This is a genomic window from Sediminicola sp. YIK13, from assembly GCF_001430825.1.
Taxonomy (GTDB): domain Bacteria; phylum Bacteroidota; class Bacteroidia; order Flavobacteriales; family Flavobacteriaceae; genus Sediminicola.
The window spans coordinates 2,133,426-2,157,886 of the sequence record NZ_CP010535.1 but is presented as its reverse complement, the minus strand read 5'-3'; the positions used below and the strand labels follow the sequence as shown (position 1 = coordinate 2,157,886).

Below are 24,461 nucleotides of genomic sequence, written 5' to 3'. Positions count from 1 at the left end.
CTATAGATTGTATTGTTTGATCTTGCGGTATAAGGTGCGTTCCGAAATACCTAATTCTGCGGCTGCTGCTTTTCTTTTGCCCTTGTTGCGTTCCAAAGATTTTTTGATCAATTCAATTTCCTTTTCGTGTAAAGATAGGGTTTCCTCTTCTTCTATTTCCTCGGCAAAATGATACTTGTCCTCTTGAGCGGGCTTAGGTAAGCTACTTTCGGTTTTTGATTCAGGGAGACTTAATACCTCAAGTTCACTGAGTTGTTCCTCCTCTTCGGTAAAATCATCCTCGTCACCTTCCTTACCATATATTTTTCGGATCAGGTTTTCGTTTTCTTCTTGAACCTTATCCGTGTCATTGTTTTTCAATAACTCCAAGGTTAGTTTTTTAAGGTCGTTTAAATCGCCTTTCATATCAAATAGCACCTTGTAGAGAATTTCTCGTTCATTGCTAAATTCACTCTCCTTTCGTTCTTGTTTAATAACAGCGGGCAAATTTGAACCGGCGGCATTGGGGAGATAACTATTTAAAGTGGAAAAAGAAATGGATCGCTGCTCTTCCAACACTGAAATTTGTTCGGCGATATTCCGCAACTGTCTAATGTTTCCGGGCCAATGATATTTAGATAAGGTTTCAATCGCGTCGTCCTCAAGGCGGATGGTTGGCATTTTGTATTTCTGGCCAAAGTCGGACGCGAATTTTCTAAAGAGTAGATGAATATCATCCTTTCTTTCCCTCAAGGGTGGAATATTGATTTCTACCGTGCTGAGCCTATAATAAAGGTCTTCCCTGAAACGCTCCTTTTTTATGGCCTCGAACATATTCACATTCGTGGCGGCCACGATTCGGACATCTGTTTTTTGTACCTGTGAGGAACCTACCTTTAAGAATTCACCATTTTCCAATACCCTTAAGAGGCGTACCTGTGTGGTAAGCGGTAGCTCACCAACTTCATCTAAAAAAATAGTCCCACCATCGGCAACTTCAAAATAACCGCTTCTGGTAGATGTAGCCCCAGTAAAAGCACCTTTTTCATGGCCAAAAAGTTCACTGTCTATGGTGCCTTCGGGAATGGCCCCGCAGTTGACGGCAATATATTTGGCGTGCTTTCTATGGGATAGTGCATGGATGATCTTGGGAATTGCTTCTTTTCCCACACCACTTTCTCCCGTGACCAAAACAGAAATATCGGTAGGTGCAACCTGAATAGCCTTTTCTATGGCCCTATTGAGCTTTACATCATTCCCGATGATTTCAAATCGTTGTTTTATGGCTTGTACCGAATCCATTTTTATACGTTCGTTAAGGATGTGCAACTAGATAGAAATTGATCTTATCCTCGGTTGCAGTTCTTGCCCTTGTTAATTGTTATCACTGTAGCCTACTGCTTCCCCTATAAGGGTGGCAGAAGTGCAATCGTTTATTTTTACGTTCACAAAATCACCAACTTTGTAATTTTCCTTGGGAAAAACCACCACTGTGCTTTGTGAATTCCTGCCCATCCATTGCGAATCAGATTTTTTTGATTCCCCTTCAATCAGGACCTCTTCTACTTTGCCTAAATGCTGTTTTGTTCTAAAGTGGCCATGCTCCCTTTGTAAAGCGATTATTTCGGCCAACCTTCTTTTTTTAACAGGCTCAGGTACATCATCTTCCATTTTGCGTTCTGCCAAAGTACCAGGTCTTTCCGAATAGGCGTACATATATCCAAAGTCGTATTTCACCTTTTCCAATAGAGAAAGGGTGTCTTGGTGGTCTTCTTCGGTTTCTGAAGGGAATCCTGCTATCATATCTTGTGAGATAGAACATTCAGGGATTATTTGTCTTATATTATCTATAAGCTCAAAATATTCCTCCCTGGTATGTAAACGGTTCATCGCCTTAAGGATCCTATTGCTTCCGCTCTGTACCGGTAAATGGATATAGTTGCAGATATTCCTGTGCTTTGCCATCACATGGATCACATCCAAGGTCATATCCTGAGGGTTGGAAGTAGAAAAACGGATTCTCAGTTTGGGCTGGGCATTGGCTACCATATCCAAAAGATTGGAGAAATTAACGGCCGTTGCCTTTTGCATCTCACTTGCGTTTTCAAAATCTTTTTTCAAGCCTCCACCGTACCAAAGGTAGCTGTCTACATTTTGTCCCAATAGGGTAACCTCTTTAAAGCCTTTGGCACAAAGGTCATTGACCTCCTCTAGGATAGACTGTGGGTCCCTACTGCGTTCGCGTCCTCTGGTAAAAGGGACAACGCAAAACGTGCACATATTATCGCAACCACGGGTAATGGAAACAAAGGCCGAAACCCCGTTGGATTGCAATCGTACAGGGGCAATATCCCCATAGGTCTCCTCTTTGGAAAGGATCACGTTTACGGCATTTCTACCTTCATCGATCTCCTGTATCAAATTGGGAAGGTCCTTATAGGCATCTGGCCCAACGACCATATCCACTATTTTTTCTTCTTCCAGTAATTTGGTTTTCAAACGCTCTGCCATACAGCCCAATACCCCCACCTTCATCTGTGGTCTGTGTTTTTTTACGGCATTGAATTTTTCCAATCGCTTGCGGACGGTAAGTTCTGCTTTTTCCCTTATCGAACAAGTGTTCACCAAAACAAGATCGGCCTCCTCCAATATATCGGTCGTATTGAACCCGTCATTGGCCAAGATGGAAGCTACAATTTCACTATCGGAAAAGTTCATGGCACAGCCATAACTTTCTATGTAAAGCTTGCGTTTGTTTTCTTGGTTTTTGCCTACGGATAGGGGTGTCCCTTGAACCGATTCGTCTATTATCTTCTCCATGGTATCGTAATTGCCTTTAACTCTAACAGGCCTGCAAAGATAGGATTAATTGAAGATTCGTGACAATTTGACAGTTAAATATTTATCAAAAATATGCGCAACTTATTGTTATTATGTACATCCAAAGATTAACAACCTTATTAAATACCCAAGAAGATGCCAAAAATAAAAATACTTTTGCTTCTTATCCTCTTTATAGGAATTGGTGCGTGCAATGATAAACAAGACGATGGTGACTATGCCGATTTTCTTGTGGCGAGGCCCATGACAATGCTGAAGACCGATTTTAGGAACAATGCTGAAATTTTGCCTCCCAAGTCGATTGAGGAATCTGGAAAACTTTATGCGTACCAGAATTTTATTTTTATCAATGATCTATATAAAGGAGTACATGTCATAGACAATAGCAATCCTAAAGCACCCCAAAAAATTGCATTTATTGAAATTGCAGGGAACGTGGATATTTCAATTAAGGATAGCTACCTCTATGCGGATAGCATAACTGATCTCCTTGTTTTTGATATTTCTGATATTTCCAATATCCGTCAGGTGAACAGATTGGAGAATGTGCTCAGGGACAATGTTGTCTTTCCTGCTGAGGCCGATTTTTTTGAATTTGATGGTATTGATTATTCCAATGAAATTATTGTCGGGTGGGAAGTGGTCACTGAGAGAAGATTGGTTGAGGAATTCCAGAACAGGTGGGGAACAGTAGATTTTGCAATGGCCGAAGCTATGAGTGACGGATCGGTAGGGGAGGGTGGCTCCATGGCTCGCTTTAAAATAGTGTCCGATTATTTATATGCCGTGGACAGTCATAACATCAATGTTTTTAAAATCGAAAACTTGGAGAATCCAGAAGCCCTGGAGCCCGTGTTTGCCGGTTTTGATATTGAGACGATCTTTAATAGGGGCAATAATTTATTTTTGGGTAGTAGGAGCGGGATGTATATATATGATATAACTTCTCCGGCTACTCCAGATTTTATTTCGGAATTCCAACATGGAACGGCTTGTGACCCTGTTGTTGTAGATGATCAATATGCCTATGTTACATTGAGAGGGGGAAATGAATGTGGGGCAACGGAAAGTGGGCTGTTCATTGTGGATATTGCGGATATTGCCAATCCCGTTTTGGCGAAAAGTTATAGCATGGACAGCCCCTATGGTCTTGGTATAAAGGATGATATGCTGTTTGTTTGCGATGGGGAGTCTGGGTTAAAGGTGTATGATAAAACCCAGATTGAGGATTTAAGATTATTGGATCATTTTAAGGATATTATCACCTTCGATGTTATTCCTTTGGAGCATCAATTACTGATGGTGGGGGATGATGTATTATACCAATACCGATATCAAGAAGGGGGGATAGAATTTCTAAGTTCCTTGAATTTAGATTGATAAATTGCTCCTCAAATACCTTAGGCACCCTCCATATAAAGGGTGCTTTTTTAATATGTGACGATGGGATAAAGCATTAAATAAAAAAATTGATATACTTTTGTGACAACAAAAAAGATTGAATGGCAAAGAATTTAGTAATTGTAGAGTCGCCTGCTAAAGCAAAAACGATAGAGAAATTTTTAGGGAAAGATTATAAGGTAGAGTCCAGTTTTGGGCATATTGCCGATCTGCCCTCTAAAGAGTTGGGAGTTGACGTGGAAAATGGTTTTAAACCAAAATATATAGTTGACAGCGATAAGAAGGCACTCGTAAAAAAACTAAAGGACCTTGCCCAAAAAGCAGACACCATCTGGTTGGCCAGTGATGAAGATAGGGAAGGAGAAGCCATATCATGGCATTTGGCAGAAGAACTGAATTTGGACAAGGCCAAGACCAAAAGAATTGTTTTTAACTCCATCACCAAAGCTGCAATTCAACGGGCTATTGAGAATCCACGTGAGATAAATTATAATCTGGTCAATGCCCAACAAGCCAGAAGGGTATTGGATAGGTTGGTAGGTTACGAACTTTCTCCTGTCCTTTGGAAAAAAATTAAGCCAGGGCTATCAGCGGGAAGGGTGCAATCTGTTGCCGTAAGATTGATCGTGGAACGAGAAAGGGATATTGAAGGCTTTTCTCCAGAAGCGTCCTTTAAGATCTCCGCAGTTTTTAAAACTAAAGAAGGTACCGCCTTTTCTGCGAAAATGAATAAGACATTTTCCTCTCAAGAAGAAGCAGAGGCATTTCTAAAACAAAATATCGGCGCCAATTTTTCTGTCGCCAACCTAGATAAAAAGCCTGCCAAAAAATCTCCGGCAGCTCCTTTTACAACATCTACTTTACAGCAGGAAGCTTCCAGGAAGATCTATTTTTCCGTAGGCAAGACCATGCAGGTAGCCCAACGTTTGTATGAGGCGGGATTGATTACCTATATGAGAACGGATAGTGTTAACCTTTCCAAAGAGGCTTTGAATGAAGCCAAGGACGCGATTATCAGTAATTATGGTAAGGAATACAGTACAGTAAGAAACTTTACGGGCAAGAGCAAAGGGGCACAAGAGGCCCATGAGGCCATTCGCCCAACCGATATGAAAATACAGTCGCCTTCCTTGGAGCGTGACCAATCAAAACTATATGATCTAATCTGGAAACGTACCTTGGCCTCCCAAATGAGTGATGCCCAATTGGAACGTACCAATGTAAAGATCAGTGCCAGTACCCATAAAGATGAGTTCAGTGCCAATGGAGAGGTGATTAAGTTCGATGGTTTCCTAAAAGTATACATGGAAGGCATTGATGATGAGGATATGGCGGAGGAGCAAGACGGAATGCTCCCGGCAATGAAAGAAGGGGAGGCGCTAAAAAATGTCAATATATCGGCTACGGAACGATTTTCCAGAGCCCCTTACAGGTACAGTGAAGCCTCCTTGGTTAAAAAGTTGGAAGAACTGGGAATCGGAAGACCATCTACCTATGCCCCAACGATATCCACGATACAAAATAGGGGGTATGTAGAAAAAGGTACTATTGAAGGCACGGAAAGGAACTACATGCAATTGATCCTTAAAGGGGATAAGTTAACTTCAAAAGAACTGACGGAAAAAGTAGGTTCGGATAAAGGGAAGTTAGTACCCACAGATATAGGAATGATTGTCACTGATTTCTTGGTGGACCATTTTGCCAATATTTTGGATTACAACTTTACCGCCAAGGTAGAAGAAGATTTTGATGAGATTGCATCTGGGGATGAGGATTGGCAAAAGGTGATGAACAATTTCTACAAGGATTTTCATCCCAATGTCATAGACGTTGAAGAAAATGCAGATCGTGCGAGCGGGGAACGCGTTTTAGGAAAGGATCCCAAATCGGGCAGGCAGGTATCCGTTCGCTTGGGAAGGTTTGGGCCTATGGTACAGATTGGAACCGTCGATGACGAAGAAAAGCCATTGTTTGCTAGTCTGTTGCCAGAGCATAGCCTGAATACCATTTCCTTTGAAGAGGCTATGGATCTCTTTAAGTTGCCAAGGAAATTAGGGGTGTATAAAGGGGAGGAAGTAGAAGCCAATGTAGGAAGATATGGCCCTTATGTGAGATTTGGAAAAACATTTGTGTCTATGGCAGCGGGAGAAAGCGCTTTGGATATCACTATGGAAAGGGCGGCAGAGCTTATTCAAGAAAAAGAACGTGCCGATGCTCCTATTGCCATGTATGAAGAAAAAGAGGTGACAAAAGGAACTGGACGCTTTGGGCCTTTTATAAAGTGGGACGGCATGTTCATCAATGTGAACAAGAAATATGATTTCGACAACCTTTCCAAAGAAGATATTGTTGAGTTGATAGAAGCCAAAAAGCAAAAAGAAATCGATAAAGTGGTCCAAGATTGGCCAGAAGAAGGAATACGCATTGAAAAGGCCAGATGGGGCAGACACAATATCTTGAAAGGAAAGATCAAAGTTGAACTTTCCAAAGATGTGGACGCTTCGAAAATGAAACTGGAAGAAGCCAAGGCATTGATTGAGAAGAAAACTCCCAAGAAAAAAACAAAAGCAAAAGCGAAACCTAAAGCGAAGAAATAAGTATGGCATTTGATTTTTTGGTTCCTATTGAGGATAAGGTTTTGGCCCACTGTGAATTACTTCCACCTCAGGCACTGGGCAAGAACATTTTTAAGCATACGGAACGCAAAGGTCTACCTGTTTTGGCAAACGCTACGATAGCCATCTTTGGGGTACATGAATCCAGAAATGCTTTTGAGAAAAAAATGGGGCGTCTGGATATATCAGGACTCCGCCTCCAATTGTATAAGCTCATGTTGGGCAATTGGAACTCTACCATCGTTGATTTGGGCGATTTGGAACAAGGGGAAGAAGTAGAGGATTCTTATTTTGTGGTGAAGGAAATTGTGGCAGGTCTGCTGGAAGAGAATATCATACCTATTATAATAGGTGCGACCCAAGATATAACCTATCCTACCTACAGGGCCTTTGACGGCCTTAAGAACATGATCAATCTAGTAGCGGTTGATAGTAAGTTCGATTTTGGTGATGCGGAAGAACTGATATCCTCCAATTCGTATATGAGCAAGATCATTACGGACAAGCCAAACAATCTTTTCAATTTTTCAAATATCGGGTATCAAAGTTATTTTAATGCCCAAGAGGAAATAGATCTTATGGAGCGTCTGCTTTTTGATGCCTATAGGTTAGGGGAGATTGCCTTTGATGTTTCCCTGGCGGAACCTGTATTGAGAAATGCTGATATTGTTAGCTTGGATGCACGAGCCATTAGAGCGTCCGATATTGGTATGTCCGATAATTTTTCCCCCAATGGATTTACTGGAAGGGAAATATGTGCCATTGCCCGATATGCGGGCATCAGTGATAAAGTATCCCTCTTTGGGCTTTATGAAATGGAAAACAGTATACAGTCGTTCCAATTGATGTCGCAAATAATATGGTACTTTATTGAAGGGGTCAATTTTAGAATAAAAGAATCCCCATACCTTGATAAAGACTCCTTTACCAAGTTTATAGTGCCTACGGATGACGAAGATTTAATATTCTACAAAAGCAATCTTACCGAAAGGTGGTGGGTAGAGGTCCCATCAATTTTAACTTCACATAATAAAACAAACACACCTGCGTTATTACCATGCACGGAAAAGGACTATTTGGAAGCATGTAATCAAAATATTCCCGAAAGGTGGTTTAAAGCTTATAAGAAAGGCTTTAATTAATCAAATTTTTTTTCAAGTATAAACTGTTTTAATACAATATTTTATTTAAAAAGCAGTTTTAGAAAGTAATAAAAGCGTTTGCAGTTTGCATTCTTAAATCGAAATTTAACCTAAAGTATGAAGAAGCTATTGTTGTTATCTATAGCATTTGTTTTTTTACTCACGAGTTGTGGGTCCAAAACAAAGGGGGAATTAGTTGGAGCCCAAGGTAAAAAGTGGTACCCGGAAAAACCATATGGAATGGAATTGATTCCAAGGGGCGCCTTTACCATGGGTAAGTCTGAAGAAGATATGGCCCAAACCCTAAATGCACCGACCAAGACCGTAACTGTAACCTCCTTTTACATGGATGATACGGAAATCACAAATAGTGAATATCGCCAGTTTGTGGATTGGGTGAAAGATTCCATTACCAGAACAAAGTTGGCCATCCTTGCAGATGAGTTGGGATTAGGTCCTGAAGACGGTGGAATCGGTGATTATGCATTTAAAGATGCAGATACTACTAGAATGTCAGCCTATGAAAAATACATGATGAACAATTATCAGGGTATGGGTGAAACAGGATATGAAGGTAGGGCCTTGAACAGGGATCAGGATTTGATATGGGATATCAATGATTATCCGGATGAATATTATACCGAGATTATGGTAGACTCCATGTATTTAAAAGAGGAGGAGTCATACAATGGTCAGCGTATCATAGATGTAAAAAAATTAAAATACAGTTACAAGTGGATAGATATAGAGGCTGCGGCCCGTTCCAAAACTGGTAACAGAAAGGATTTCATCAGACAGGAAATGCTGGAGATCTATCCAGATACCACAGTATGGATCAAGGATTTTGAATATTCCTATAACGAACCCATGCACAATGATTATTTCTGGCATGATGCATATAGCGATTATCCTGTAGTTGGTGTGTCATGGCAACAGGCAAAGGCCTTTTGTAATTGGAGGACCAAATTTAAAAACGATGATCAAAAAAGCAGGAACAAGCAATTTGTAAATCAATTTAGATTACCAACTGAGGCTGAATGGGAATATGCAGCAAGAGGAGGAATTGAAGGAGGTACCTATCCTTGGGGTGGACCTTATGTGATCAGTGATACCGGATGTTTTATGGCCAACTTTAAGCCCCAGAGAGGAGATTATGCCGCGGATACAGCATTATATACTGTAGAGGCAAAATCATTTGAGCCAAACGATTTTAACCTTTATAATATGGCAGGTAACGTTGCGGAATGGACAAATTCCAGTTATGATCCAAATTCATATGAATTTGTTTCTACAATGAATCCTAATGCCGTTTCTGCTCAAAACAGAAGAAAGGTGATCCGTGGGGGATCATGGAAAGATGTTGCTTATTTCTTGCAGGTAAGCACCAGGGATTACGAATATCAGGATTCTGCCCGTAGTTATATTGGTTTCAGGACCGTACAAGACTACATGGGAGAACAGGATTCGACCAACTAAATAAATTCACTAAGTGATTAACAATAAACCAAATTCTTATTATCTAACATTAAACTAAAATTAAATTTACTATTATGGCACAGTCAAAATCAACAAAAAAATTATTTAACATGGCCTACGGGCTTGGAGCATCTATCGTAATTATTGGTGCATTGTTTAAAATTCTACACTGGGAGTTCGGTCCCCTTACAGGTGGACTGTTATTGGCAGTTGGACTTATTACTGAAGCATTAATTTTCGCGATCAGTGCATTTGAACCTATCGAAGAAGAGTACGATTGGTCATTAGTTTATCCAGAATTGTCTGGTGGTGAATTGGCCGCAAGAAAAGCCAATGGATCTACCGAGACTAAGGATGCTGAAACTTCTTTGTCCAAAAAACTAGATGATCTATTGAAAGAAGCTGGCGTTGACGCTGAGTTAATGAACAGCTTGGGAAGTAGCATCAAAAATTTTGAAGGTGCAGCCAAAGGTATCGCCCCTACAGTGGATGCTATGGAATCTACCAAGAAATATTCTAATGAAATGTCACAGGCAGCAGCCCAAATGGAATCATTGAACAGTCTTTATAAGGTTCAATTGGATAGCGCAAGCAGACAAGCTTCTATGAACGAAGAAGTAATACAAAATTCAAGTGCCCTTAAGGAGCAAATGGCTTCATTGGCCACTAACCTTTCTTCTTTGAACGGAGTTTATGGTGGAATGCTTTCTGCAATGAGTAAAAACTAATTAGTGTACTTAGTTAACCCAAATCAAATTATTAATTAAAACCTAATTAGAAAACATGGCAGGAGGAAAACAATCACCGCGTCAAAAAATGGTAAACCTTATGTACTTAGTCTTCATATGTATGTTGGCTTTGAATATGAGTAAGGAAGTACTAGCCGCTTTCGGTCTTATGAACGAAAAGTTGGAGGCTTCCAATACCAAAACAACACAGAATAACCTAGCCTTCTTGAGCGGCTTGGAAACAAAAGCAGGCGAAAACGAAGAAAAATTCGGACCTCTTTTGCAAGATGCCAAGAAAATAAAGGCTTTGTCCCAGGAGTATTATGACTACTTGGAAAACCTTAAAAAGGACATGATGAAGGATGTAGAAGATCCTAAAGATTACCAGGTCATGGACAAAACAGATTACTTGGATCAAAAATTCTTTCAAGGCGATAATTTAGGAGCTGAAGGAAAAGAATTCATGAAAAGGATCACGGAATACCGTGCCAACGTTACCCAAGTTTTACCGGAAAGCATGCGAGAAGTCAAAGAGGCTGTAAAGTCAAGATTTGAAACTGGCGATGCCAATGGTAAGGTAGAGAACAGGGACGGGATCAAAGTAGATTGGTTGGCTTACCATTATGAAGGATTTCCTTTGGTAGCTTCTTTGACCAAATTAACTGCCCTTCAGTCCGATATCAAGGCTACAGAGCAAGATGCTCTAAAGGCAATGTTACAAGGACAGTTGACCACGGAGGTATCCATGACCAACTATACCACTTTGTTGGAGCAGGAGAAATCTGCTTACTACCAGGGAGAGAGGTTTACAGGAAATATTGTTTTGGGTCGTAAAGATGCCTCTACAAAACCTAATGAAGTAAATTTAACCTTAGATGGTAGAAAATTAAAAGAAGGTCCTGATTATACTATCGAAGAAGGTAAAGTGAAATTATTGGTGAGTGCCGGTAGCGCAGGAGATCATACACTTAAAGGTAACTTGGTCTTTATGCAGGATGGTGAGCGTACAGAAGTTCCTGTGAACTCTACTTTTGCAACCATTACAAAGCCAAATGCAGCTGTAATCTCTGCTGATAAGATGAATGTAGTTTACCGTGGAGTTGCCAATCCTATTACGATTTCCATTCCTGGAATTCCAGACAATAATGTAAATGCAAATGCACCTGGTCTTTCAAGATCTGGCGGAAGCAAGTATGTTATGAACCCTGGAACAGGTAGAACAGTGACTATCAACGCATCAGGTAAATTACCCGATGGTCAGGTGGTTGGTTCTAAAACAGAGTTCAGGATCAAGGATATCCCTAGACCAGAAGGTTCTATTAGAGGTGAAAGCGGTAGTGTGAAAATGCCAAGAAACAACTTGGAGATCTCTACTGTAGGTGCTATGTTGGATGATTTCGATTTCGATTTGAACCTTGCTGTTAGCGGATTTAAATTCAAAGTGCCAGGTCAGCCAACGGTTAGTGTAAATGGAAACAAGCTTGATGATAGAGCTAAATCTGCCCTAAAGAGAGCAGGTCGAGGAGATGCAATTCAAATATTTGATATTGAAGCTTATATTACCAACAACAGAAGTTACAAACTTAAGAAAGTTTCTCCTGTAGTTGTAGAGCTTACAAACTAGTAAACTAAAAAAAAGAGTCCGGTAGTGGTATGTTGTTAGTATATGTATAACAGTATACCACTAATGGACAAATTACATGTAAGGTGTAATAAATATATAAATAAGAAGAAATGAATTGGAAGAATGTATTATTAATCGGAGCTGTTGCGCTATTGCCAATCTCAATGATGGCCCAGGCAAATATTCTGAATGCCAAAATGCCCGATGAGGTAGGTAAGAAAACAGCTGCGCAAAAAGCGAATGATAATGATGCCCCATTGAAATATGGTTATGTGGACGATAGGGATATCCTTTGGTCCAAAACCGTTTGGGAAGTCATTGATTTGGATGAGCGTGTTAACTTTCCATTGTACTATCCATTGGATACTGTTGGTATAGGATCCGATAGAAGATCATTGTATGATGTTCTGATGAAGAACATTAAGAGTGGAAAGCTTAAGGATATTTACGCCGATGCATATTTCACTGAAAAAAGAACCCTTGATGATCTTAAGGCGACCCTTCAAAAAGTGGATACAACGGATTACGGATATGAGCAGTTGAATGCTGGGGAGCAAATTTCCCAGGAATATATCAATAGGAGAGATCTTACCGCAGCCGATCTTGAAGAATATCTTATTAAAGGAATTTGGTATTTTGACAAGCGTCAAGGGGAATTGAAATATCGTTTGTTGGGAATTGCACCTGTTGCGCCCGACGTTAACTTTATTGATGATGAGTCCATGGACCTTGCCGAAGCTAAAGTGCCTTTGTTTTGGGTATGGTATCCAAGTGCCAGAGAAATTCTTCACGAGGCAAAAGTATTCAACCAAAGAAATACGGCTCAGCCCATATCTTTTGATATGTTGCTCAATGCCCGTAGGTTCAATGCCACTATTTACAAAGAGGATAATGTTCACGGAGACCGTGAGATTAAAGATTACATAGCGGACAATGCTTTATTCCAAGTTCTGGAAGCCCAACGTATAAAAGAGGTGATAAGGGACAGGGAACAAGATATGTGGGCCTATTAGGTTCATAAATAAAACTCCAATTCAATACATATTAGAAAAACGCTGCATTTTACATGCGGCGTTTTTTTATTTTTGCAATATGGTAGATTACTTGGTGATAGGTTTAGGATTGGCGGGAATTTCGTTTTGTGAGGTGTTGGAACAGCACAATAAATACTTTAAGGTGATTTCAGATGATTCCCAGACTTCATCCAATGTGGCTGGAGGCTTGTACAATCCTGTTATCCTTAAACGATTTACCTTGGCATGGGATGCCAGGGCACAATTGGACGAGGCTATCCCTTTTTATGAAAAACTGGAGCAAAAGCTACACACCCAGTTAGATTACAAACTACCCGTATTAAGACGCTTCGCATCCATTGAGGAACAGAATATGTGGTTCGAAGCAGCGGATAAGCCACAGATGTCCCACTTTTTATCCACCAGGATCGTGGCTAACAAGAACAGCGCCATTGATGCTCCATTTGGATATGGGGAGGTATTGCATACGGGCCGAATAGCTACCAAAAAATTACTTCAAGTCTATAAAAACTACCTGGCGGAAAAAGATCTGATCTTGCAAGAAACCTTGTTATTTGATCAATTGGTTTTCGGAAAAAACCAGGTTAGTTATAAGGGAGTTATAGCCAAAAATGTTGTTTTTGCCACCGGTTATGGACAAAGCTCCAATCCCTTTTTCAATTATCTGCCCCTAAATGGGACCAAAGGGGAGTTGTTGACCATAAAAGCGCCACAATTAAAGGAGGATAAGGTCATTAAATCCTCAGTATTCATTATTCCTTTGGGCAATGATCTTTACCGGGTCGGGGCCACATACAAATGGAAGGATAAGACCAATTTGCCCACTGATGAGTCCAAATCGGAACTTTTGGAAAAGCTCAATACCTTTTTAAAATGCGATTATGAGGTAGTGGATCATGTTGCCGGAATAAGGCCGACCGTTGTAGACAGGAGGCCTTTGGTAGGTAGGCATCCGGAAAAAGAGGACTTATATGTGCTAAACGGGTTTGGATCTAGAGGAGTAATGACCGCGCCAAAATTGGCATGGGATCTTTTTAATTATATTGAAAATGGTATTTCCCTTGCCAAGGAGATCGATATAGACCGATTTACTAAAAAATATTATCTGGTTAATTCTTAACTGCGTTAGGATCATACTTCATAAATAGGTTGATCCAAATATTTCTGGACAATCTCATGATCACCGGCATAAAAACAATCATTGTGATCACAATAGCAATAAACGTATTGACGAGGGTGGTCCCAACGATTAAAAATGCAATGACAAATGCAGCTACCGCAAAGGCAATACCTACCCCATAACTTACATACATGGCCCCATAAAAAAAGGAGGGTTCAATTTTGTATTTGGTGTTACAATGCGAACAACGCTCGTTCATTTTAAGGAGATTACCCAAATGATAAGGATTTTGGTCCAAATACATGCTTTCTTCATGGCACTTAGGGCAAGTTCCTGTTAAAATGCTGTAGAGTTTGTTTCCTTTTTTTAACATTTGCATAAAATTTGTACAAAGGTACAATTTATTGATTTTCATAAAGTAACAAGAGTCACAAAACATGCTGAATATACATAATCTTTCTGTTTCATTTGCTGGGGAATTTTTGTTTGAAGAAATAGCTTTTAGATTAAATGCAGGAGATAGGGTAGGACTTATTGGAAAAAATGGAGCGGGTAAATCCACCATGCTAAAATTATTGTCCAAGGAATTGGAACCAGATACTGGTGTCATTGCTTCGGACAAAGATATCAGAATTGGATTTCTTAAACAGGATATAGATTTTGAACTGGGGAGGTCCGTCCTGGAGGAGGCCCAACAGGCCTTCAAGGAAATCAAGGATTTGGAACTTCAATTGGATACCATTAACCATCAGTTGGTGGAGCGTACCGATTATGAAAGTGAAGGGTACAACCAGTTGATCATAGACCTTAATGATATTACCCATCACTATGAGATCTTAGGAGGGTACAATTACCAAGGAGAGACAGAGAAAGTCCTCCAAGGTCTAGGTTTTAAAAGGGAGGATTTTAACAAGAAGACCGAAACCTTTTCAGGGGGGTGGCGTATGCGTATTGAGTTGGCCAAACTTTTGCTTCAAAACAACGATGTGCTGCTTCTGGATGAGCCTACCAACCACTTGGACATTGAGTCCATCATTTGGTTGGAACAGTTTTTAAGAAATTATACGGGTGCCGTGGTAATCGTTTCCCACGATAAGATGTTCTTGGATAATGTCACCAATAGGACCATTGAGATCTCTTTGGGACGTATCTATGATTACAGCAAACCCTATTCGGAATATTTGGTCTTGCGGAAAGAGATCAGCGACCAGCAGGTGAGTGCACAAAAGAACCAGGAAAAACAGATACAGCAGACCGAAAAGTTGATCGAAAAGTTTAGGGCCAAGGCCTCCAAGGCTTCCATGGCACAATCCCTCATCAAAAAATTGGACAAGATCGAGCGTATTGAGGTAGATGAGGATGATAATAGCGTAATGAAATTGCGTTTTCCGGTTTCCGTAACTCCTGGAAAAGTAGTTGTGGAAATAGAAAATTTATCCAAAAGCTACGGAAAGAACAATGTGCTGAAGGAGATAGACCTTTTGGTAGAAAGAGGGAGCAAAACAGCCTTTGTCGGTCAGAACGGACAAGGGAAATCTACCTTGGCAAAAATTATGGTCGGGGATTTGGATCATGAGGGACATTTAAAATTGGGTCACAATGTGCAGATCGGATATTTTGCCCAAAACCAAGCGGAGTATCTCGATGGGAGCAAAACCGTATTGGATACCATGATAGATGCCGCAAATGAGACCAATAGGAGCAAGGTTAGGGATATACTTGGATCCTTTTTATTCAGGGGGGATGAGGCAGATAAATTCGTTAGGGTATTGTCCGGAGGGGAACGCAACAGATTGGCGCTTGCCAAAATGTTATTACAGCCCTTTAATGTGCTCGTCATGGATGAGCCTACCAATCACTTGGATATTAAATCCAAGAATGTGCTCAAACAAGCACTTCAGAGTTTTGAGGGCACCCTTATTTTGGTTTCCCACGATAGGGATTTTTTACAGGGCTTAACGAGCAATGTGTATGAATTTAAAGATGGAAACATCAGGGAATACCTCGGAGATATCGATTTTTATCTGGAAGAACGAAAAGTTCAGGATTTTAGGGCTATTGAGAAAAAGCAACAGGCCGTAAAGACCAAAGAAAAAAATAAGGGTAATGAAGTGACCTTTGAGGACCAGAAAAAAATAAAGTCCCTTAAAAATAAATTGAGCAATGCCGAAAGCTCCATTGGAGTGCTCGAAAAAGAAATTGCCAACATCGACCATGAACTTCTCATGAACTATGATGCCACCATAGCCCAAAAAAACTTTTTTGATTCTTATGAGAATAAGAAAAAGGAACTTAAAAAGTTGATGGATGTCTGGGAAGAAATAACCATGGAATTGGAGGAAATGACAGAAAAGTCCTAATCCCCTACAAAAATTATAAAACTACACCACAACTTTTGGCACTTTCACAACAAATATCGATAGGGCACCTGTCCTACATCGATTATTTTTGTTGTTAGTCTTCTTTTGAACTTTATTTGTAAGATAATTCCTAGGAATGTTGAGCTACAACAGTTTGACGCACAATAAAGTAAAAACTACATGAAACAGGCATTTTTTGTTTTAATTGTAATTATGTTAACCGGGCCTTTAGTAAGGGCCGCTGTTAGTTCCCAAGAAAAAAAAGTTCTTATAGATTTATATACCAGTACAAAAGGAACTCAATGGAACGTAACATGGGATTTGAACAGCCCTGTTTCCGAGTGGTATGGAGTGCGTGTGGAAAATGGTAACATTGTTTCTTTGAATTTGTTCAACAACAACCTTCAAGGAGTCTTGCCAAATTCCCTGGGAAACTTACCTTTTCTTGAGGAGTTGAACTTGGCCTTTAATACCTTACAAGGACAAATACCTACAACCATCACTAAACTAAGAAAATTAAAGGTGCTCAGGTTAGGTAAAAACAAATTGGAAGGTGAGATTCCCGAGGATATTGGGAATCTGGATCGCTTAGCAATTATGGATATGTTCGATAACGGGCTTTCTGGCAATTTGCCCTCTAGTATTGGAAAGATGAAGGATTTAAAACTGCTCTATCTTTCTTACAATGCTTTTAGCGGTAAGATACCACTGGAACTGGGTAATTTAAAATCCCTTGAAAGATTGGAACTGGCAGATAATGAAATAGAAGGGGAGGTGCCCAGTGGGATGACCGAACTTATTAATTTGAAGGCAATGACCTTGGCAGAGAATAATTTGTCCGGTAATTTTCCAGAACGAATCTTTTCAATGCCCAAGCTGCAATTATTGCAGATGCAGAATAATAATTTTGAAGACGTAACTGCTACTGGAATTCGTCAGGGAAATACACAATTGGCCCTGTTGGATATTGATAAAAAGGCAGATACAGACAAAAGAAATAATTTTAAGGATTTGTTTATCCATAAGGCCACAGGTACCGCGGATACCAAGTTCGAAGATGATAGTAACTAAAACATTTAGATTATGATGTTAAAAAGTGAAATTTTCAGTTTAAAAAGTCTCCTGTTTTTGGGAATTTTTGCCATGGCTTCCCATTCGGTAGTCCTAGCAGAAGTTCGTCAAGATGATAGGGAAGCCTTGGTGGCGTTGTATAATAGCACCAATGGTGACGAATGGACCAAGACCTGGGACCTTAACCAACCAGTTTCTGAGTGGTACGGGGTAACGGTGGTCAATGACAAGGTCGTAGAAATCAATTTGTTCCGCAATAATTTGCAGGGAGTACTTCCTGAAAGTATTGGCAAACTAAGCGACTTGGTGCAATTAAATTTAGCTTTTAACGGGATTAGTGGTGAAATACCCAAAACTATGGTGCAGCTAAATGAACTAAAGGTGTTGCGCCTAGAAATGAACCGTATCAAGGGAGAACTTCCATTGGATATGGGAAAAATGACGAAATTGGAAGAACTTACGGTATTTAATAATTTTATTTCTGGGAGCATTCCTGTGAGTATAGGAGACATAACAAACCTTAAGGTATTGAACATTTCCAGTAACAATCTAAAAGGTGCTATCCCAACATCCTTGGGTAATTTGGCCAAATTGGAAGTGTTGGGCCTTTTCGAAAATACCTTGGACGGGTCTATTCCTTCAGAACTGGGTAACCTGATAAAGTTAAAAGAATTGGTTTTGGCCAACAATGAACTTGGTGGTGAAATACCTATGGAATTTGGTCAATTGGCCAGCCTTCAGATTTTACAGATACAGAACAATAGATTTAATTCCTTCAAAAATTTGGAAATGATGAATTCAAATGAATTTTTGGTTTTCGATTATGATAAGAGAGATCTTAACACCAAATTTAAAACTGTCGATTTCAATAATACGAGAATGGCCGATACAAAATTTGAAGACGAGAATGAATAGTTGATTATAATTTTAGTTAGTTTGGTTAAAAAGGATGCTTCAAGCATCCTTTTTTTATGCCCAAAAATTCAGCTTTTTAGGATATATTTAACTATGTACGCTTAAACTATAGGGTACTTTTGTTGTCTATACAACAATTATCTCATAGTCTTAACTTAATGGATACAAGAAAAATAGTGCTGTCTGTACTTGGATTACTTTTAATCGCAGTATCATTTTATGCAGCTTCAGTAATTATTGCCAATAAGAATACACAGAAACCAATTCCGAAAAAAGTGGTAAAAACGGTTTTTGTTCAAACCGTTGAAAATGGGGTAGTCCCCATTGTAATTTCTGCCAATGGTAACTTAATGGCCAAAAGAAGGGTAGAACTTTATTCTGAAGTCCAAGGGGTTTTTAAACCAGGGAGTGTTCTTTTTAAACCAGGACAAAAGTACAGTGCAGGACAGACCATCATAAGTATAGACGCCGAAGAGTATTATGCCAGTGTGCAATCGTCCAAAAGTAATCTGTATAATTTGATTACCTCAATCATGCCCGATCTTCGGTTAGATTATCCACAAGTTTTTCCTAAATGGGAAGCCTATCTTCAAAATTTTGATATCCAAAAAACTACACCTCCATTACCAAAAATGGATTCTGAAAAGGAACGCTATTTTATTTCCGGCAGAGGTATACTTACCAATTATTATAACGTAAAAAACCAAGAACAGCGACTTTCCAAATATAGAATTACGGCCCCCTTTAGCGGTGTAGTGACCGAAGCTCTGGTGACAGAAGGCACTTTGGTGCGTTCTGGACAGAAATTGGGAGAATTTATAGATACCAGTGTTTATGAATTGGAGGTTGCCGTAAGTAAAAGCTACAGTGATCTTTTAAAATTAGGTGAACAGGTAGAATTAGTGAACCTGGACAACAGTAAGAAATATATGGGAAAGGTAGCTAGGATCAATGGTAATATTGATCAGCTTTCCCAAACCATTCGGGCATTTATAGAAGTACGTGATGCCGATTTAAAGGAAGGGATGTACCTACAGGCAAATTTGAACACCAAGGAAGAGGCCCAGGCCATTGAAATAGATAGAGGTCTATTATTGGAAGGGGATAAAATCTTTGTGGTGAGGGACTCTATCTTGGATATGATAGATGTTAAGCCCGTATTCTTCAGTGATAAAAAAGTGGTATTGAAAGAAGTGCCCGATGGGACGGCCATTTTGTCCAAGCCTGTTATTGGGGCTTACGCAGGGATGTTGGTAAAAGTGTTGAATGACATGGCTAAAACAGAAGAATAATGAGGGGTGTTATAGCATATTTTATAAAGTACCATGTGGCGGTAAGCGTATTTATACTTGCTTTCGTGGTATTTGGAATCGCAGGGGCACTTTCTTTAAAGTCGTCCTTTTTTCCATTATCGGATTCCAAGAACATAGCCATTAATATAGCCTATCCCGGAGCTTCACCACAAGAAGTGGAGGAAGGAATCGTTCTAAAAATTGAGGATAACCTTAAAGGATTGGAAGGAGTAGACAGGGTAACCTCCACCTCCAGGGAAAACAGTGGTACTATTAATGTAGAGATAGAGAAGGGGAGGGATATTGATTTTATGCTGCTCGAGGTTAAAAATGCCGTGGATAGGGTGCCTTCATTCCCCACAGGTATGGAGCCTTTGGTCGTGTCCAAACTTGAATCCGTAAGGCAGACCATCAGTTTTTCTGTCAGTGGTGATAATGTACCATTGGCCACCTTAAAGCAAATTGGTAGGCAGATTGAGAACGATATCCGAACTATGGAGGGCATATCCCAGATCAATATTTCCGGATATCCACAAGAAGAGATTGAAATTGCGGTTAATGAGAACAGTCTTCTTGCCTACAACCTGTCGTTCAATGATGTTTCTCAAGCGGTTTCCAATGCCAATATTTTGGTAACAGGGGGTAATATTAAGACGGAAGCAGAAGAGTATCTTATAAGGGCCAATAATAGATCTTATTATGGAGACGAACTTTCCAATCTCATTGTTAGGGCAGATGCATCGGGTCAGACCGTAAGGTTAAAGGATGTCGCTATCATAAGGGACCGGTTCTCTGAAACACCCAATACGTCTTATTTCAATGGAAATCTGGCGGTAAATGTGAGTATTACCAGTACCAATACCGAAGATTTGATTTCTGCGGCTGAATTGGTAAAGGAATATGTTGAGGAATTCAACCATAAATACAATAACGTGCAAGCCAATGTTGTCAGTGACCAGTCGGTAACACTGACACAAAGGACAGAACTATTGACCGAAAATGCCATTATGGGGATGGTTTTGGTCCTTATTTTTCTTTCCTTGTTCTTGAATACAAGACTCGCTTTTTGGGTGGCATTTGGTCTTCCTATTTCCTTTTTGGGGATGTTTATTTTTGCGGGCTTCTTCGATGTGACCATAAATGTACTTTCGTTATTCGGAATGATTATCGTAATCGGAATCTTGGTGGATGATGGTATTGTGATTGCAGAAAACATCTACCAACATTACGAAAGGGGTAAAACTCCCATTCAGGCGGCCATAGATGGAACAATGGAGGTGATACCGCCCATAGTTTCTGCCATTATCACCACGATTCTTGCCTTTTCCATATTCTTGTTTTTGGATGGACGTATTGGGGAGTTTTTTAGTGAGGTATCGGTAATTGTCATTCTTACCCTAGTGGTGTCTCTGGTAGAGGCCTTGATTATTTTACCTGCCCATTTAGCACACTCAAAAGCATTACAAGCCTTGGACAATAAACCCAAAAAGGGCATCGCCAAAGTCTTTTCGAAGTTAAGGGTGATCAATGAATACGGGGATAAAATGATGGTCTGGATGCGGGACACGGTTTATGGACCTGCACTCCGTTTTACGCTTAAACACAAAATCTTAACGTTTTCATTTTTTGTAATGGCGTTGGTACTTACCCTAGGATCTGTTGGTGGAGGAATTATAAGGACTGCATTTTTTCCTTCAATTGCCAGTGACAGGGTTCAGGTTTCATTGTTAATGCCCAACGGTACCAATGAAAAGATCACGGATTCCATTATTAGCTTGATCGAAGAAAAGGCCGAAATAGTAAATCAAGAGCTCACGGAAACCTATTTAAAAGGAACCGATAAGGTGCTTTTTGAAAATATGATCAGGACCGTAGGACCAGGTTCTTCCGCAGCCTCCCTAGTCATCAATTTATTACCCGGGGAGGAAAGGCCGGATGAAATAGCCTCCAATTTGGTCACCAGTAGATTACAAGAACTGGTGGGCCCTGTTTTGGGCGTTGAAAGTTTGATTTATGGATCTGGAGGAAACTTTGGTGGAGATCCTGTTTCCGTATCCCTGATGGGTAATAATATTCAGGAATTAAAGGCCGCCAAGAAAGAATTGAAAACCGCCTTGGAGAACAATGCACTCCTAAAGGACGTTGCCGATAATGATCCGGCTGGTATTAAGGAAATACGACTAGAACTTAAGGAAAATGCCTATTTGTTGGGATTGGACCTTAGAACCATCATGAATCAGGTAAGGGCCGGATTTTTTGGTACACAGGCGCAACGTTTCCAAAGAGGACAGGATGAGATCCGAGTATGGGTGCGCTATGACCGTCAAAATAGATCCTCTATTACGGACCTTGATGAAATGCGTATTACTACCCCTTCGGGCAATAAAGTTCCTTTGAAGGAAATAGCTACATACACCATAGAGAGAGGGGATGTGGCCATCAACCATTTGGATGGAAGAAGGGAAATTCAAATATCCGCTGATCTAAAGGATGATAAGGCTACCAGTGCCACCGATATTATGACGGATATCCGGACGCAGATAATGCCAGAGATACAATCAAAATATCCAACCGTAACTGCCTCCTATGAGGGCCAGAATCGGGAGGCCGGGAAATTATTGGGTTCCTTGAAATCCGCAGGGTTAACCGTACTATTGTTGATTTACATTGTTATTGCATTTACTTTTAGGAGCTTTAGCCAACCACTATTGCTCATCTTGTTGGTGCCCTTTAGTTTAACAGCAGTAGCATGGGGACACTGGCTTCATAATTTTCCAATCAATATTCTATCTATGTTGGGTATTATAGCCTTGATTGGGATAATGGTTAACGACGGGTTGGTGCTCATCGGCAAGTTCAATTCTAACCTAAGGGGGGGGGTGAAGTTTGATGATGCTATTTTTGAAGCAGGTAAATCTAGATTTAGGGCCATATTCTTAACATCTATTACTACCATTGCAGGATTGGCACCGCTACTTTTGGAAAAGAGCAGGCAGGCACAGTTTTTAAAACCTATGGCGATTTCCATTGCATACGGTATTGGTTTTGCCACCATACTTACCTTATTGATGCTACCGCTTTTTCTAGCATTCAGCAATAAATTCAAGGTGGGCTCCAAGTGGTTGGCCACTGGTGGACATGTGACCAAAGAGGAAGTGGAAAGAGCGATCAAGGAACAAGATCAGGAAAGACACATGGAAAACAACCATCTCCAAATAGAAAACGAAATTCATTCCAACGGTACCGTAGAAGAAACTACCGAAAAGAGCATATAGGTCCATGAAGAAATTTTATCTACTGTTTATTTTATCTATTGTTTTCGGGCATGAAATAGCCGCCCAAGAGAACTTATTATCCAAAGAAGAAGCTGTGGTAACCACGCTTCAGAATAATTTCAACATAGTTGTGGCTAAGAACAATGTAGAAATTGCCGAAAACAATACGGGAATCCTTAACTCTGGCTATTTGCCAACGTTAACTGGAACTGCCGGAGCCAACTATAACAGGGACGATTCTACCATAGAGTTTCCAGGTCGTTTAGATGATAATGGAAATCCCTTTCCTGATGTGGTATTGGACAAGGCCGAGGCACAACGCTACAATTCCGCTATCCGTGCCGATTATGTCCTATTTGATGGGCTAGGTCGCTTATACAACTATAAAAGGCTAAAGGAGCAATATCAGTTGAGTGAGTTACAGGCTCGGGAGACCATAGAGAATACAATTCTCCAATTGTTCAGTGTGTATTTTGAAATTGCTAGGTTAACAGAGAACCAAAAGGTATTGCTGCAGGCCTTGGAGATATCCCAGGATAGAATAAAAAGGGCAGAATACTCTTTTGAATACGGGCAGAATACCCAACTGGATATCTTAAACGCCCAAGTGGATGTTACCAATGATAGCATCAACTTATTGAATGCGAATCAGAATTTGGCCAATGCCAAACGGGATTTGAACGTGATTTTGAACCAAGACCTTAACAATACGTTCAAGGTTGATACGGTAGTGCGTTTTATCCCCAGATTGCAATTGGACGAGTATGTAAAACTCACCAACAATAACAATGTGGCGGTATTGCAATCCGAACGGAGTTTGGCAATAAACGATTACGATATTAAAGTGAGCAGATCGGGTTATTTACCAACTGTTGGATTGACCGGTGCATACGGATGGAACCTTAACCAGAGCGCAGCATCCGCATTTTTTCCAGGGACCAATGCGAGCAACCTTAATTTTGCTCTAGGTGCCAATCTTACTTGGAACCTTTTTGACGGTGGAGGAACTACCGTAAGGGTCAAAAATGCCAAAATAGCCTATGCCAATCAGGAATTGACAAGGAAACAAATTGAGTTGGAAGTTAATCGGGATATTTTAAATGCCTTGGCCATTTATGAGAACAGGCTGAATATTTATCAGATACAGGAACAAAATGTTGTGACCAACCAAAATAATTTTGAACGTTCCGAAGAGCAATTTAAATTGGGAAGGATTACATCTATTGAATTCCGTCAGGCGCAGATCAATCTGTTAAATGCCCAGACCAATAAAAACCTTGCCAAATACGATGCAAAACTGGCTGAACTACAATTGTTGCAGTTAACAGGCCAATTATTGAATGTAGAATTATAGCTAGAGAGTACAGATATGTTTGAACACTTTTTTCAATGCCCTTATTGTTGGGAGGAAATTAGCATGCTGTTAGATACTTCCATTTCCAAACAAACCTATGTGGAGGATTGTGAGGTCTGTTGCAACCCTATAGAAATTACTCCCATTTTCCAAGCACATGAGCTCATTGGGTTTGAAGCAGAGAGTTTGGAACAATAGAAACATCATAACACAAAAAGCGCTTTGGATTCTAAG

Annotated in this window: 18 protein-coding genes; 15 read left to right on the top strand and 3 right to left on the bottom strand. The window is 40.2% G+C overall.

From position 1 onward, the window contains the following. A complete protein-coding gene (locus SB49_RS09590) occupies window positions 1-1,281 on the bottom strand; it encodes a sigma-54 interaction domain-containing protein (RefSeq protein WP_062056026.1) in 1,281 nt (426 codons plus the stop codon). Window positions 1,282-1,353: 72 nt separating this feature from the next. Beyond that, entirely contained in the window at window positions 1,354-2,799 is a 1,446-nt protein-coding gene (miaB, locus tag SB49_RS09585; protein WP_062056024.1) for a tRNA (N6-isopentenyl adenosine(37)-C2)-methylthiotransferase MiaB, read from the bottom strand. A 156-nt stretch (window positions 2,800-2,955) separates the two neighbouring features. Between miaB and SB49_RS09580 the strand changes: the two genes are divergently transcribed. From SB49_RS09580 to SB49_RS09545, 8 genes are all read left to right on the top strand, one after another. After that, a complete protein-coding gene (locus SB49_RS09580; protein ID WP_062056022.1) occupies window positions 2,956-4,200 on the top strand; it encodes an LVIVD repeat-containing protein in 1,245 nt (414 codons plus the stop codon). A 122-nt stretch (window positions 4,201-4,322) separates the two neighbouring features. After that, the gene (topA, locus tag SB49_RS09575) at window positions 4,323-6,818 is read left to right on the top strand and encodes a type I DNA topoisomerase (protein ID WP_062056020.1); all 2,496 of its coding nucleotides are present in this window, start codon (window positions 4,323-4,325) and stop codon (window positions 6,816-6,818) included. A gap of 2 nt (window positions 6,819-6,820) precedes the next feature. Next, on the top strand, window positions 6,821-7,978 hold the full coding sequence (locus SB49_RS09570) for a formimidoylglutamase (RefSeq protein WP_062056018.1): 1,158 nt from the start codon (window positions 6,821-6,823) through the stop codon (window positions 7,976-7,978). 117 nt (window positions 7,979-8,095) lie between these two features. Beyond that, entirely contained in the window at window positions 8,096-9,454 is a 1,359-nt protein-coding gene (gene gldK, locus SB49_RS09565) for a type IX secretion system lipoprotein PorK/GldK (protein WP_062056016.1), read from the top strand. Between the two features lie 74 nt (window positions 9,455-9,528). Then, the gene (gene gldL / locus SB49_RS09560) at window positions 9,529-10,182 is read left to right on the top strand and encodes a type IX secretion system motor protein PorL/GldL (protein ID WP_062056014.1); all 654 of its coding nucleotides are present in this window, start codon (window positions 9,529-9,531) and stop codon (window positions 10,180-10,182) included. A gap of 55 nt (window positions 10,183-10,237) precedes the next feature. After that, a complete protein-coding gene (gene gldM / locus SB49_RS09555; RefSeq protein ID WP_062056011.1) occupies window positions 10,238-11,806 on the top strand; it encodes a type IX secretion system motor protein PorM/GldM in 1,569 nt (522 codons plus the stop codon). A gap of 110 nt (window positions 11,807-11,916) precedes the next feature. Next, complete coding sequence (gene gldN / locus SB49_RS09550; protein WP_062056010.1) at window positions 11,917-12,819, top strand: type IX secretion system ring protein PorN/GldN; 903 nt, start codon at window positions 11,917-11,919, stop codon at window positions 12,817-12,819. Between the two features lie 79 nt (window positions 12,820-12,898). Continuing rightward, entirely contained in the window at window positions 12,899-13,960 is a 1,062-nt protein-coding gene (locus SB49_RS09545; RefSeq protein ID WP_062056008.1) for an NAD(P)/FAD-dependent oxidoreductase, read from the top strand. On the opposite strand, the gene SB49_RS09540 is transcribed toward SB49_RS09545, so the two are convergent. After that, window positions 13,950-14,333 carry a DUF983 domain-containing protein gene (locus tag SB49_RS09540; RefSeq protein WP_062059075.1) on the bottom strand — a complete coding sequence of 128 codons (384 nt, stop codon included), beginning with the start codon at window positions 14,331-14,333 and terminating at the stop codon, window positions 13,950-13,952. The two genes, SB49_RS09545 and SB49_RS09540, sit on opposite strands and share 11 nt — an antisense overlap. Before the next feature lie 64 nt (window positions 14,334-14,397). Between SB49_RS09540 and SB49_RS09535 the strand changes: the two genes are divergently transcribed. The 7 genes from SB49_RS09535 to SB49_RS09505 all read left to right on the top strand — a co-directional run bounded on the left by SB49_RS09535 (window position 14,398) and on the right by SB49_RS09505 (window position 24,425). Next, entirely contained in the window at window positions 14,398-16,320 is a 1,923-nt protein-coding gene (locus SB49_RS09535) for an ABC-F family ATP-binding cassette domain-containing protein (RefSeq protein WP_062056006.1), read from the top strand. Between the two features lie 180 nt (window positions 16,321-16,500). Next, window positions 16,501-17,391, top strand: a complete 891-nt coding sequence (locus SB49_RS09530; protein WP_062056004.1) for a hypothetical protein — start codon at window positions 16,501-16,503, stop codon at window positions 17,389-17,391. A 12-nt stretch (window positions 17,392-17,403) separates the two neighbouring features. Next, entirely contained in the window at window positions 17,404-18,306 is a 903-nt protein-coding gene (locus SB49_RS09525; RefSeq protein WP_235537729.1) for a leucine-rich repeat domain-containing protein, read from the top strand. A 158-nt stretch (window positions 18,307-18,464) separates the two neighbouring features. After that, window positions 18,465-19,598 (top strand): efflux RND transporter periplasmic adaptor subunit, encoded by a 1,134-nt coding sequence (locus SB49_RS09520; protein WP_062056002.1) that lies wholly within the window; start codon window positions 18,465-18,467, stop codon window positions 19,596-19,598. Continuing rightward, complete coding sequence (locus SB49_RS09515; RefSeq protein ID WP_062056000.1) at window positions 19,598-22,873, top strand: efflux RND transporter permease subunit; 3,276 nt, start codon at window positions 19,598-19,600, stop codon at window positions 22,871-22,873. Before SB49_RS09520 ends, SB49_RS09515 begins: the two co-directional genes overlap by 1 nt. A gap of 4 nt (window positions 22,874-22,877) precedes the next feature. Next, entirely contained in the window at window positions 22,878-24,227 is a 1,350-nt protein-coding gene (locus SB49_RS09510; RefSeq protein ID WP_062055998.1) for a TolC family protein, read from the top strand. A gap of 15 nt (window positions 24,228-24,242) precedes the next feature. Further along, a complete protein-coding gene (locus SB49_RS09505) occupies window positions 24,243-24,425 on the top strand; it encodes a CPXCG motif-containing cysteine-rich protein (RefSeq protein WP_062055996.1) in 183 nt (60 codons plus the stop codon). The last annotated feature ends 36 nt before the right edge of the window (window positions 24,426-24,461 follow it).

What these genes read in the sequence shown, in the direction of transcription:
- SB49_RS09590 (WP_062056026.1), bottom strand. Translation starts at nt 1,281, where the DNA reads ATGGATTCGGTACAAGCCATAAAACAACGATTTGAAATCATCGGGAAT.
- miaB (WP_062056024.1), bottom strand. Translation starts at nt 2,799, where the DNA reads ATGGAGAAGATAATAGACGAATCGGTTCAAGGGACACCCCTATCCGTA.
- SB49_RS09580 (WP_062056022.1), top strand. Translation starts at nt 2,956, where the DNA reads ATGCCAAAAATAAAAATACTTTTGCTTCTTATCCTCTTTATAGGAATT.
- topA (WP_062056020.1), top strand. Translation starts at nt 4,323, where the DNA reads ATGGCAAAGAATTTAGTAATTGTAGAGTCGCCTGCTAAAGCAAAAACG.
- SB49_RS09570 (WP_062056018.1), top strand. Translation starts at nt 6,821, where the DNA reads ATGGCATTTGATTTTTTGGTTCCTATTGAGGATAAGGTTTTGGCCCAC.
- gldK (WP_062056016.1), top strand. Translation starts at nt 8,096, where the DNA reads ATGAAGAAGCTATTGTTGTTATCTATAGCATTTGTTTTTTTACTCACG.
- gldL (WP_062056014.1), top strand. Translation starts at nt 9,529, where the DNA reads ATGGCACAGTCAAAATCAACAAAAAAATTATTTAACATGGCCTACGGG.
- gldM (WP_062056011.1), top strand. Translation starts at nt 10,238, where the DNA reads ATGGCAGGAGGAAAACAATCACCGCGTCAAAAAATGGTAAACCTTATG.
- gldN (WP_062056010.1), top strand. Translation starts at nt 11,917, where the DNA reads ATGAATTGGAAGAATGTATTATTAATCGGAGCTGTTGCGCTATTGCCA.
- SB49_RS09545 (WP_062056008.1), top strand. Translation starts at nt 12,899, where the DNA reads ATGGTAGATTACTTGGTGATAGGTTTAGGATTGGCGGGAATTTCGTTT.
- SB49_RS09540 (WP_062059075.1), bottom strand. Translation starts at nt 14,333, where the DNA reads ATGTTAAAAAAAGGAAACAAACTCTACAGCATTTTAACAGGAACTTGC.
- SB49_RS09535 (WP_062056006.1), top strand. Translation starts at nt 14,398, where the DNA reads ATGCTGAATATACATAATCTTTCTGTTTCATTTGCTGGGGAATTTTTG.
- SB49_RS09530 (WP_062056004.1), top strand. Translation starts at nt 16,501, where the DNA reads ATGAAACAGGCATTTTTTGTTTTAATTGTAATTATGTTAACCGGGCCT.
- SB49_RS09525 (WP_235537729.1), top strand. Translation starts at nt 17,404, where the DNA reads ATGATGTTAAAAAGTGAAATTTTCAGTTTAAAAAGTCTCCTGTTTTTG.
- SB49_RS09520 (WP_062056002.1), top strand. Translation starts at nt 18,465, where the DNA reads ATGGATACAAGAAAAATAGTGCTGTCTGTACTTGGATTACTTTTAATC.
- SB49_RS09515 (WP_062056000.1), top strand. Translation starts at nt 19,598, where the DNA reads ATGAGGGGTGTTATAGCATATTTTATAAAGTACCATGTGGCGGTAAGC.
- SB49_RS09510 (WP_062055998.1), top strand. Translation starts at nt 22,878, where the DNA reads ATGAAGAAATTTTATCTACTGTTTATTTTATCTATTGTTTTCGGGCAT.
- SB49_RS09505 (WP_062055996.1), top strand. Translation starts at nt 24,243, where the DNA reads ATGTTTGAACACTTTTTTCAATGCCCTTATTGTTGGGAGGAAATTAGC.